This is a genomic window from Micromonospora sp. NPDC002411, from assembly GCF_053592955.1.
Window position 1 is genome coordinate 46990 of sequence record NZ_JBSFBM010000006.1, and the last position, 11867, is coordinate 58856.

Sequence of the window (11867 nt, forward strand, 5' to 3'; positions counted from 1 at the left end):
CATCCGTCGCCGAACAGGAGGGCCGGGATGAGAGCCGTCGTCTACGCCGACGTGCGAACCGTCGCCGTGCGGGAGGTGCCCGACGCGACGCTGGAGGCGGAGACCGACGTGCTCGTGCGGATCACCTCCACCGCTCTCTGCGGCACCGACCTGCACATGTACGACGGACGGACCGGCGCAGACTCCGGGCTGGTGCTCGGTCACGAGCCGCTGGGAGTGGTGCAGGAGGTGGGCAGCGCGGTGCAGACCGTCCGGCCGGGCAGCCGGGTGGTGATCCCCACGCACCTGTTCTGCGGCACGTGTGTGATGTGCGCGCGCGGTTTCTCGGCGGCCTGCCTACGGGCCCGGGCCGAGGCGCCGGGCGCGGCGTACGGCTACGCCGGGATGGGCCCGTACCGGGGTGCCCAGGCCGACCTGTTGCGCGTGCCGTGGGCCGACGCGAACTGCGTGCCGGTGCCCGGCGAGCCGGGGGACGAGCACGAGGACGACTTCGTGCTGCTCGCCGACGCGTTCGTCACCGGGTGGCACGCCGCCGCCACCCTCGCCGGGGTCGAGGCCGGGGACACGGTGGCCGTGTTCGGTGCGGGCACCATCGGCCTGCTGGGCGCCTACTCGGCGTTGCTGAGAGGTGCCCGCGTCGTCTACTGCGTCGACGGAGTCGACGCCCGGCTCGACAAGGCCGGCGAGATCGGCGCGGTGCCGATCGACTTCCGCCGTGGTGACCCGGTCGAGCAGATCCGTGCCGACCGGGCCCGGGCCCGGTTGCCGCTCGGCGAGGAGAAGCTGGGCGGGGTGGACAAGGTGATCGACGCGGTCGGGTTCCAGGCTCGTGACCGGGAGCATCCCGAGCGGGAGCGCCCGGACCAGGTCATCGCCGATGCGGCCCGGCTGGTCAACCCGGTCGGGGCGATCGGGGTGGCCGGCGTGTACCCGGACAAGGACCTGCATCCCGCCCCCGGCGCGGACAGCCACGAAGACCTCGTCGCGCCGTGGGGGACGCTGTTCAGCAAGGGAGTCGCGGTCCGGTTCGGCCGCACCCACGACCGCCGCTACACAGTGCTGCTGCGCGACCTGGTCGTCGCCGGTCGTGCCCGGCCGAGCGTTGTCGTGACCCACCACGGCACCCTGGCCGACGCGCCGGACCTCTACCGCCGCTTCGACCGCCGGGAGGACGGCGTGATCAAGGCGGTGCTGCGTCCGAGCTGACCGTGCGGATCGGCCCCGAATCGGCCTTAAGGTGCGTTAGGTCGCGGATCCCTCACCTGGTGGCGGCCGTGTCGAGACGATCATCGTCGATCCGACTCTCTGGTAGAGGCGTGGGTCACACAGTGGGCCGAGGGGCGACGTGACGTCCCGGAGGCGGTGCCGGCGTCGTGACCCGATCAAGATCACTCGATGGCGGTGAACAGACGGCTGTGTCGTCTTTCGTCCGGGCGCGGCGGATCATGCCTGGTAGCGGGCCTGTCAAGGGCGGCTGGGGTCGGGCTGTCGCGTCGCTATCATTTGACAACGTTGCCACCGGCACGCGAAGGTGCCCTGCGGGGCTGCGGGGGCGGCTGTGACGGGCGAATACTGCGCTACGTCTATATTGCCGGATTGTTACATTTTCAACAGGCCCTCGCCTTGCGGATGACCCTCCGGCCGCAATACGTTGCCGTCAACAACAAAACCAAGTGAAGGTTCAACCTTCCGGAGGCAACCGATGACGTTGGCGAGGTGGTACGAGCTATGAGCGACGTGCCGATCCTCCTTGAGATGCGCTCCATCACCAAGGAGTTCCCCGGAGTCAAGGCCCTCTCCGACGTCAACCTGGTGGTTCGCGCCGGCGAGATCCATGCCATCTGCGGCGAGAACGGTGCGGGCAAGTCCACGCTGATGAAGGTGCTCAGCGGGGTCTACCCACACGGCAGCTACGACGGCAAGATCGTCTACCAGGGGTCGGAGAGCAAGTTCTCCGACATCCGGGCCAGCGAGAACGCCGGCATCGTGATCATTCACCAGGAGCTCGCGCTCATTCCGGGGATGTCGATCGCCGAGAACATCTTCCTCGGCAACGAACCGCGCAAGCGGGGCGCGATCGACTGGAAGGCCGCGAACCGGATGGCGCTGGACCTGATGGCCCGGGTCGGTCTGGAGGAGGACCCGGACACCCTGGTCAAGGACATCGGCGTCGGCAAGCAGCAGCTCGTGGAGATCGCCAAGGCGTTCGCCAAGGACGTGAAGCTGCTCATCCTGGACGAGCCGACCGCGGCGCTGAACGAGGCCGACTCCCGGCACCTGCTGGACCTGCTGCGCGGCTTCCGCTCCCGCGGCATCACCTCGATCATGATCTCGCACAAGCTGAACGAGATCGAGGCGATCGCCGACCAGATCACCATCCTGCGCGACGGCCGGACCGTGGAGACCCTCGACGTCAAGGCGGACGGGGTCGACGAGGACCGGATCGTGCGGGGCATGGTCGGTCGCGAGCTGAGCAGCCGGTTCCCGGACCACACCCCGAAGATCGGCGACGTCTTCTTCGAGGTGCGCAACTGGAACGTCCGGCATCCGATCTCCGCCGAGCGCCAGGTCTGCAAGAACGAGAGCTTCGTGGTGCGCCGCGGCGAGATCGTCGGCTTCGCCGGTCTGATGGGCGCGGGCCGCACCGAACTCGCGATGAGTGTCTTCGGTCGCTCCTACGGGGTGTACGAGTCGGGCACGATCATCAAGGACGGCAAGGAGATCGTCCTGAAGTCGGTGGCGGACGCCATCGACAACGGGCTCGCGTACGTCAGCGAGGACCGCAAGGCGATCGGCCTCAACCTGCTCGACGACATCAAGACGTCGACGGTGGCCGCCAAGCTGTCCAAGATCTCGCACCACGGCGTGCTGAACGAGGTCGAGGAGTACCAGGCGGCCGAGTCGTACCGCAAGGAGCTGCGGACCAAGGCCCCCACGGTCGACGAGGGTGTCTCGAAGCTTTCCGGTGGCAACCAGCAGAAGGTCGTCCTGGCCAAGTGGATGTTCACCGACCCGGACCTGCTGATCCTCGACGAGCCGACCCGCGGCATCGACGTGGGCGCCAAGTACGAGATCTACGGCATCATCCAGCGGCTCGCCGACCAGGGGAAGGGCGTCGTCGTCATCTCCTCGGAGCTGCCTGAGCTGATCGGGCTCTGCGACCGCATCTACACCGTGTTCGAGGGCGCCATCACGGGCGAGATCGCCCGGGCGGACGCGAACCCGGAGACCCTCATGAAGCAGATGACCTCGACGAAGAAGTTGGCCACCCGATGAGCCGTATCAAGGACCTTCAGAAGAACCTGTTCGGAGGCACGACCTCCAACGCCCGTCAGTTCGGGATGATCTTCACTCTCGTGGCGATCGTCGTCCTGTTCCAGATCCTGACGGACGGCCTGACGCTGCGATCGGACAACCTGATCGCACTGTTCCAGCAGAACTCGTACATCCTGATCCTGGCCATCGGCATGCTCATGGTGATCGTGGCCGGGCACATCGACCTCTCGGTCGGCTCGGTCGCCGCCTTCGCGGGCATCCTGGTGGCCAAGTCGATGGCCGAATGGTCGCTGCCCTGGCCCGTCGCCATCCTGTTCGGCCTCGCGATCGGCGCGATCATCGGCGCCTGGCAGGGCTTCTGGGTGGCGTACATCGGGGTGCCGGCGTTCATCGTGACCCTGGCCGGCATGCTGCTGTTCCGTGGTGGCAACCAGTTCATCGGTAACGCCAACACGATCCCGGTGCCGGAGGGCTTCCGGGAGATCGGCTCCGGCTTCCTGCCCGAGTTCGGTCCGAACACCGGCTACAACAACGCGACGCTGCTGCTCGGCCTGGCCGCGGCGGTAGCCGTGGTGTGGCGGGAGCTCCAGGCCCGCAAGACCCGTCGGGCGATGGACGCCGACCCGGCGCCCATGTGGATCTCGATCCTGCGGATGGCCGTCATGGTCGGGGTGATCGCCTTCGCGGCGCTGCGCTTCGCCAGTGGTCGCGTCGGCACCAGCTTCCCGATCTCCGGCATCATCCTGGTGCTCCTCGTGATCGCGTACTCCTTCTACACCCGCAACACGGCCGGTGGCCGGCACATCTACGCGGTGGGCGGCAACTCCCGGGCGGCCGAGCTGTCCGGCGTGAAGCTCAAGCGGGTCAACTTCTTCGTCATGATGAACATGTCCGTCCTGGCCGCGCTGGCCGGCATGATCTTCGTGGCCCGTTCGGCGGCCTCCGGCCCGCAGGACGGCAACGGCTGGGAGCTGGACGCCATCGCCGCTGTCTTCATCGGTGGCGCGGCCGTCTCCGGTGGTATCGGCACCATCAGCGGCTCGATCGTCGGTGGTCTGGTCATGGCCGTGCTCAACAACGGCCTCCAGCTGATGGGCGTCGGCACCGACCGGGTTCAGATCATCAAGGGCCTGGTCCTGCTGCTCGCCGTCGCGATCGACGTCTACAACAAGAGCCAGGGGCGCTTCTCCATCATCGGGAGCCTGATGCGGCCGTTCCGCCGCGAGGACTCCGCCCCACCCGCCTCACCGCCGGACGCGGAGCGCGAGCCCGCCAAGGCAGCGGTGTCCGGCTGACGGCCACCGACCTCTCCACCCGTCTCACATCAAGAAAGGCAAGTCCTCACCATGCGTAAATTCTTTGGCACGTCGGTGGTCGCGGTCAGCGCCGCCGCCATGCTGGCCCTCGCGGGCTGCGGCTCCGGCCGCGACGGCGACGACTCGGGTTCGAAGGGCGACGCCAAGGGCTTCGCTGCGAACTCGCTGATCGGTGTGGCCCTCCCGGCCAAGACCTCGGAGAACTGGGTCCTCGCCGGTGACCTGTTCACCAACGGCCTCAAGGAGGCCGGTTTCCAGGCTGACGTGCAGTACGCCGGCGCGTCGACCACGGTCGCCGACCAGCAGGCCCAGATCACCGCCATGACCACCAAGGGCGCCAAGGTCATCGTCATCGGCGCGACCGACGCCGCGCAGCTGTCGACCCAGGTCGCCGCGGCGCACGCCGCCGGTGCCAAGGTGATCGCGTACGACCGCCTCATCACCAACACGCCGGACCTCGACTACTACGTCGCGTTCGACAACTTCAAGGTCGGCCAGCTCCAGGGCCAGGCCCTGCTGGACGGCATGAAGGCCAAGAAGCCGAACGGCCCGTACAACATCGAGCTGTTCTCCGGCTCGCCGGACGACAACAACGCCGGTGTCTTCTTCAACGGCGCGATGGACGTGCTCAAGCCGGAGATCGACAAGGGCAACGTCGTCGTCGCCTCGGGCCAGAAGGACGTCAAGCAGACCGCCATCCAGGGCTGGAAGGCCGAGGGTGCGCAGGCCCGCATGGACCAGCTGCTGACCTCGACCTACGGCAGCAAGGAGCTGGACGGCGTCCTCTCCCCGAACGACACCCTGGCCCGCGCGATCCTGACCTCGGTCAAGGGCGCTGGCAAGCCGACCCCGGTGGTCACCGGTCAGGACTCCGAGGTCGAGTCGGTCAAGTCGATCGTCAAGGGCGAGCAGTACATGACGATCAACAAGGACACCCGCAACCTGGTGAAGGAGACCATCAACATGGTCAAGGCTCTCCAGGCCGGTAACGCCCCGCAGGTGAACGACACCAAGTCCTACAACAACGGCAGCAAGGTCGTCGACACGTTCCTGCTCCCGCCGGTCGCCGTCACCAAGGCGAACGCGGCTGAGGCGTACGCCAACGACCCGAAGCTCGCGCCGCTCACCAAGTAATCACCGCACGGTAGGCAGCAACGCCGATGGGTCCCGGGTCTCCACTACCGGGACCCATCGTCGTCTCCGCACCTCCGCGCCCATCGGCTTCGACCCGGAAGGAGGTCTGACCGTGGCGGCACCAGTCCGGGCCAGGCCAACCGGCGTCGGTCGTACCACCGAATCCCCGCTTCCGGCGGTCCCTGGCGCGAGCCAGGAGGAGATCCGGCGGCAGAACCTCGGCGCCGTCCTGCGCTACGTCCACCTGCACGGTCCGACGTCCCGGGCCGAACTGACCAGCCAGCTCGGCCTCAACCGCAGCACCATCGGCGCCCTCGCCGCCGATCTCGTGGCCGGCGGACTGGTCACCGAGGGGGCGCCGGCGAGCGTGCGCCGCGCCGGGCGGCCCTCGCTGGTGGTCAGTCCCCGCTCCGACCGGGTCTACGCGCACGCCCTGAGCATCGACGCGGACCGGTTACGCGCCGCTCGGGTCGGTCTCGGTGGGCAGATCCTGGACCTGCGGGAGATCCCGCGACTGAGCGGGACGTCGGCGATCGACGCCGTCCGGCCCCTCGCCGACCTGGTCCGTGACATGGAACGATCCGTGGCCCCCGACGCGCTGCTGGTCGGTGGGGCGGTCGCGGTCACCGACACCACCCGCGAGCCGGACGGCAGAATCCGGATCGCCGGCGTCGACGAGACGCTCGGTGTCGCCCTGGAGGCGGAGTTCAGCGCCGGCCCAGGTTTCGTGACTGGCGACCTGGCTGACATCGCCGCCCTGGCCGAGCAGGTCCGGGGTGTGGCGACGGGCATCGACGACGTCATCTACCTGCACGGCGACCTCGGTATCAGCGCCGGCATCATCGTTGGTGGTCGGCTGGTGATCGGCCACCGGGGCCACAGCGGCAAGGTCGGCCACATGGTCGTCAACCCGAACGGTCTGCCCTGTGGCTGCGGGTCACGTGGCTGCTGGGAGACCGAGATCTCCGAAGCCGCCCTGCTGCGGCACGCCGGTCGGAACCCGAGCGACCGGGCGGCGGTGGCCGAGGTGCTGCGCGCGGCGGCGGACGGCGACCGGACCGCCAGCGCGGCGGTCGCGCAGGTCGCCGACTGGCTCGGCTTCGGTGTGGCCAACCTGGTCAACGTGGTCAACCCGGACGCTGTGGTGTTCGGTGGGTCGCTTCGCGACATCTTCACCGCCGGCGCGGACGTGGTCCGTGAGCGGCTGGACACCATGCCACTGCCCGCCTCCCGCGAGTACCTGCGGTTGCGTGCGGCGGCACTGGGCCGCGACGCCGTCCTGATCGGCGCTGCCGAGTTGGCGTTCGACAAGTTGCTGGCCGACCCGCTCAACGTCGGTGTCGCCGGCCAGATGGATCCCGTCGACCCGATCTAGGGGAGCTCCCGCACCACGCTGGTGCCGCTGCCCGGCCGGGACTCCCAGGTCCACCTCTCGCGCAGCTCCAGGCGGCCGTCGGCCAACGCGCCCACCTCGGTCACGCAGCGCCCGGAGGATGTCTGCCCCTCGGCGTTGAGTTGGACGTAGCGGAACTCCAACCGGTCGCCCTCACGGGTGCCGACGAGGTAGCCGCGTCGGATGGACCCGCCCGCGTACTCGGCCCACACCTCACCGGCCCGCTCGTGGTACGTGAAGACCGTCTCGGTGCCCACCTCGCCGGCCACCACATCCGTGAGCGCGGCGAACCGCCGGCCGTCCAACGAGATCGTCATGCCACCGACGCTAGTCGATCCACTGTTCCCGTACGTCCTACCGTATGTTGTACGGTGAGCCCGAAGGTTGGGGCCACGGGAAGGGGACAGGCGTGACAACGAACGGTGCGGCGATAGCCGCGGAGGGGCTGCGCAAGCGGTATCGGGACCGGTTCGCTCTCGACGGCTTCGACCTCCGGGTGGACACCGGCGCTCGACGCTTTCCGAATCCCGCCCGCTCCAGGTATGGAACGGATCGTTCCGGTCTGATAGGCTGATCTCAGCAAACGGAGCGGAACATTCCGCTCCACAGGCGGGCGGGATTGCCGCCCGTCTGGCCGGATCGGCGGAGGGGCCAGGACGATGAGCGAGATGGCAGCGGCGCAGTGGCGGATCGTGCTCGACGAGGCGCACACGGCGCTCCGGACGGCCGTCGAGGGGGTCCCGGCCGATGCCTGGGACCTGCCCACCCCGTGCGAGCGGTGGACGGTCACCCAGGTGCTCCAGCATGCGACAGGTGACCAGCTTGCCTTCGCGTCGGCGATCGTCGGCGGGCCCGGGCCGACGGAGGACCCGTTCGCTCCCTCCGGCCGGATCGAGGGTGACAAGCTGGTCGACCTGCGCGCCGCTCTCGACGCTTCGGCCCACGCCTGGGCGAGTGTCGCCGACGACAACCCGCAGGTGCCCACGCCGCTGCCCCAGGGCAAGCTGCCGGCCCACGTCGGTGCCGTCGCATGCGCACTCGACGCGGCGGTGCACGCCTGGGACATCGCGACGGCCACCGGCCAGGCGTCCCCGCTCGGCGACGACCTGGCCCGCCCCCTGCTGGCGGTCGCTCGGCAGATCGTCGAGCCGCTCCGGAACTACGGCGCGTACGCCCCAGCGATCACCACCAGCCCGGAAGCCGACGAGGTCAGCGCCCTGCTCGCCTACCTCGGCCGCGACCCCCAGTGGTCGGCCGGCAAGCGCTGACAGAGCCCGACGACGCGGATGATCGTGCTCGATCATTGATGTAGTGGTCTCGGCGGCTCGCCGAGACCACTACATCCTGGTTCAAGCACGATCATGGGGGTGGGCGGGCTTGCGGCCGTCCGCGCCAGGTCGTCGTCCCCAAGATCCACACAACATCGGGGATGTTGGTGTCTCCTGCGCGTCGGAGGCAGCAACATCCCCGATGTTGTGACGATCTTGGCCGCGGGGGCGGCTGCGGGGGCGCGGCGGGGCGCGGCGAAAAGCGGTGGCGGGGGCGGGGCTTCAGCGCGCAGGATGCGCGTGTGATTGAGGCGTACCCGATGCAGGTCCCTGTCCGTGCGGCGACTGCCGTGCGTCGACAGCGGCCGGTCCGGGGGCGAGCCTCGACCCGCCACCGACGGCCGTGAGCGGGGCGTTCCTCGCCGGTCTGGTGGCCGGCTACGGCGTCGCCATCCCGGTCGGCGCGATCGCGATCCTCATCCTGGGGCTCAGCGCCCGTACCTCGTTCCGGGTCGGTGCCGCGGCGGCGCTCGCGGTGGCGACGGCCGACGGGCTCTACGCGGCGGTCGCCGCTCTCGGTGGCGCAAGCCTGGCCGGGTTCGTCGCGCCGGTGGCCGGGCCGCTTCGGGTGGTCGCGGCCGTCGTCCTGCTGGGCCTGGCCGCGCACGGCCTGTGGCGGACCTGGTCCGCGCACCGGTCACGGCAGACGCCGACGGCAACTGTCGGCGGGGGTCTGAGCACTCCGGGACGGGCCTACGCGGCGTTGCTCGGGCTGACCCTGCTCAACCCGGCGACGGTGCTGTACTTCACCGCGCTGGTGCTCGGTCGTCGGGACACCGCCAGCGCGGGCGCGGGCGCGGCGGTGCTCTTCGTGGCGGGCGTGTTCCTCGCGTCGGCGAGTTGGCAGCTGCTCATCGCCGGCGGCGGCACCGTGGTCGGTCGGGCGTTGAGCAGTCCGCGTGGGCGGCTGGTCACCGGTCTGGTCTCCAGCGCGCTGATCGCGGCTCTGGCGGTGGTCGCGCTGCTGCCGGGCTGAGCGGCCCGCCCACCCGGCCGTGCCGTACGGTCGGGCGATGACCAGTCGACCCGCAGCCGGAGGTGGCCGCTGGGTGGAGGTCGACCCGGCCCGCGTCGGCCGCTGGGTCGAGGGCTTCGCCGACCGGCACGGCCCGCACACCACCACAGTGCGGGAGTACGGGCTGCTGCTCACCGCCGACGACGGGGCCACCGCCGAGCTGTACGCCCCGCCCGGCGCGCCGGCCGGCGACGACGTCGCCGGGTTCGTGGCCGCCGCTGTCGCGTCCCGCCGGATCGGCCTGCTGCTGGCCCGCAAGGGCGCGGTGGCTGTTGGCGTGGCCGATGGCGTCGACCTGGTTGTCTCCAAGGTGGACACCCGCTACGTGCAGGGGCGCACCGCCGCGGGGATGGTCACAGCAGCGGTTCGCCCGGCGGCGCGACAACCAGGCCAAGGCCGCCATGGGTGACGCTGCCGACCTGGCCGTACGGCTGCTGTTGCCGGAGGTGACGAGGCTGACCGCGGTGGTCGGCGGCGGGGACCGGCGGGCGGTGGACACCGTGCTGGCCGACCGGCGGTTGGCCCCGCTCGTGCCGCTGCGCGCGGAGCGGCTGCTCGACGTGCCGGAGCCACGGCACGCGGTGCTCGTCGCGGCGGTGACCGCGGCGCGGGCGGTGCACATCCGGCTGCGCGACCCGGAACCCGGCTGAGGGCGGGAGACGACCGCCACGCAAAACGGGGTTCCCGGCCTGCCGCCGTGCCACCGGACGGAGGATGGGCGCGTGGAGTTTCTGGTGGACATGGTGACGACGGTGCCGGAGGGCACGTCGGAGGACGAGGTCGCCGCGATGCGTGGGCGGGAGGCGGCGCGTTCGGCCGAGCTGACGGCGCAGGGCAGCCTCCTGCGGCTGTGGCGACCGCCGCTGGCGCCGGGGGAGTGGCGTACCTGGGGGCTGTTCGAGGCCGCCGACGCGGACGAGTTGGAGGCGGTTCTCGCGTCGATGCCGTTGCGGGCCTGGCGGCGGGAGACCGTCACGCCGTTGACGCCGCACCCGAACGACCCGGGTCAGCCGCCCCGGCAGCCGGGGCGGTGATCGTGGCCAGCAGCGAGGTGGAGATCCTGCGGACCGTCCTCGACCGGTGGGCGTCGGCGGTCGACGCCCACGAGCCGGAGCGCGTCGCGTCGTCCTTCACCGAGGACGCGATCTTCCAGGGGCTGCGTCCGTACACCGTCGGCCGGGCCGGGGTCGCCGCGTACTACGCCGCCCAGCCGCTCGGCCTGACCGCCGCGTACGACATCCGGGAGGTCCGCCGGCTCGCCGACGACGTGGTCCTGGGCTACCTGGAGGTCGAGTTCGGCTTCACCGACCGACCGGCGCTAACGGTGTACCTCGGCGTGCTGACGCGGCGGGTCGGGGACGTCTGGTTGATCGGGCACTACCAGGTGTCGCGGCGCGACTGAGGGCACCCCGTTCCCCGGATATCTGGAATCAACGGCGTTGGTTGCCTGAAGCAAGGTCATGCTTGCCGGGCGGCAAGCATGACCTCGGGTTTTGGCACGGAATCGGCTTCAGTCGTCGGCTCCGCCTCAGGCTTGCCGGGCAGTGTATTCACCGCCATCAGAGCCCCAGGTATCGGCAGGCGGGGTTGACAGGCCCTGGAGACAAGCGTTGTATAAACAGCGCGGCACCAAGAGAGCGAATTCCGGTAACGGGATTTCTCGGTCCGGGTGCCGCGCTGGTCGACTACGGCGATTTGTGCACGGGGGGCCGTGGCGCGAGCGACGTCGGTCGTTCCAGGATGTCATGGGTCATCGCAGCGTGTGATGACCTCGGATTTCACCTGGAGGACACGTGTTAAAGGCAATGACCAGGCTTTTCTCGGTCGCAATTCTCCTGATGGGTTTGTCCTTGACCGCTGCCTCGCCGGCGGCGGCCTCGGTTGCCCAGGAGCGAACCGCCAAGCCCGCAGCAGAATGTGTTACCGCAGCTCAGGGTTCGTCTGACATGGTTCCCATGTTCGAGATCAACCCTTGCGCCGACCTGGACTTCAGTCAGGTCAACGATTGCACCTCCGGCACGTGCTATTCATACTGCTGGGATGTTGTGCACCCGTACACCTATTACTGGTGCGAGAGCCAGAAGAAGAACGTCCGGCATCATAATTGGCTCACCTACCGCACTGGTACTCGTATGCCGAGTGGGTGCACTGGCAGTGTCGCAGCGGCGTAATTCGGAGAACTGACGCAGAAATTGATGGTCGAGAGTAATTGACAGTCCTATGGCCCATTGCTCTCGATCAGCGTGTCTGTCGTCAGGTGCAGTGCCGTTGACGAAGCCTCCCCGTCCCGACGTCTGCACCCGAAACGCTGCCGGGCCTTGACCCGACTGACGGTAAACACCAGCGGCGAGTAACAGGGGAGAGACGTTCCACATGCCGAAGATGAAGAGCCACACGGGTATGGG

10 protein-coding genes and 1 pseudogene are annotated in these 11867 nt (G+C 69.3%); 10 read left to right on the forward strand and 1 reads right to left on the reverse strand.

The window, feature by feature from the left end; translation table 11 throughout:
- Positions 1-27 precede the first annotated feature (27 nt).
- The 5 genes from ACWCO3_RS01885 to ACWCO3_RS01905 all read left to right on the forward strand — a co-directional run bounded on the left by ACWCO3_RS01885 (position 28) and on the right by ACWCO3_RS01905 (position 7101).
- Positions 28-1206 (forward strand): glutathione-independent formaldehyde dehydrogenase, encoded by a 1179-nt coding sequence (locus ACWCO3_RS01885; RefSeq protein ID WP_145784455.1) that lies wholly within the window; start codon positions 28-30, stop codon positions 1204-1206.
- 522 nt (positions 1207-1728) lie between these two features.
- Positions 1729-3276, forward strand: coding sequence for a multiple monosaccharide ABC transporter ATP-binding protein (gene mmsA, locus ACWCO3_RS01890; RefSeq protein ID WP_145784452.1), 1548 nt, complete (start codon positions 1729-1731; stop codon positions 3274-3276).
- On the forward strand, positions 3273-4571 hold the full coding sequence (gene mmsB, locus ACWCO3_RS01895; RefSeq protein ID WP_145784450.1) for a multiple monosaccharide ABC transporter permease: 1299 nt from the start codon (positions 3273-3275) through the stop codon (positions 4569-4571). Before mmsA ends, mmsB begins: the two co-directional genes overlap by 4 nt.
- Positions 4572-4622: 51 nt before the next feature.
- Complete coding sequence (locus tag ACWCO3_RS01900) at positions 4623-5726, forward strand: substrate-binding domain-containing protein (protein WP_145784448.1); 1104 nt, start codon at positions 4623-4625, stop codon at positions 5724-5726.
- 112 nt (positions 5727-5838) lie between these two features.
- Entirely contained in the window at positions 5839-7101 is a 1263-nt protein-coding gene (locus ACWCO3_RS01905; protein ID WP_145784446.1) for an ROK family transcriptional regulator, read from the forward strand.
- On the opposite strand, the gene ACWCO3_RS01910 is transcribed toward ACWCO3_RS01905, so the two are convergent.
- Entirely contained in the window at positions 7098-7436 is a 339-nt protein-coding gene (locus ACWCO3_RS01910; RefSeq protein ID WP_145784444.1) for a hypothetical protein, read from the reverse strand. The genes ACWCO3_RS01905 and ACWCO3_RS01910 overlap by 4 nt on opposite strands.
- Before the next feature lie 342 nt (positions 7437-7778).
- Between ACWCO3_RS01910 and ACWCO3_RS01915 the strand changes: the two genes are divergently transcribed.
- The 5 genes and pseudogenes from ACWCO3_RS01915 (at position 7779) to ACWCO3_RS01935 (ending at position 10864) form a co-directional block, all read left to right on the forward strand.
- Entirely contained in the window at positions 7779-8387 is a 609-nt protein-coding gene (locus tag ACWCO3_RS01915; protein ID WP_358078300.1) for a TIGR03086 family metal-binding protein, read from the forward strand.
- 403 nt (positions 8388-8790) lie between these two features.
- On the forward strand, positions 8791-9423 hold the full coding sequence (locus tag ACWCO3_RS01920; protein WP_358168128.1) for a LysE family transporter: 633 nt from the start codon (positions 8791-8793) through the stop codon (positions 9421-9423).
- Positions 9424-9460: 37 nt separating this feature from the next.
- Positions 9461-10112, forward strand: a pseudogene (locus ACWCO3_RS01925) (acVLRF1 family peptidyl-tRNA hydrolase).
- 72 nt (positions 10113-10184) lie between these two features.
- Complete coding sequence (locus ACWCO3_RS01930) at positions 10185-10496, forward strand: muconolactone Delta-isomerase family protein (protein WP_357929324.1); 312 nt, start codon at positions 10185-10187, stop codon at positions 10494-10496.
- Between the two features lie 2 nt (positions 10497-10498).
- Positions 10499-10864: a YybH family protein gene (locus ACWCO3_RS01935; RefSeq protein WP_167524796.1), complete on the forward strand. Its 366-nt coding sequence runs from the start codon at positions 10499-10501 to the stop codon at positions 10862-10864.
- The last annotated feature ends 1003 nt before the right edge of the window (positions 10865-11867 follow it).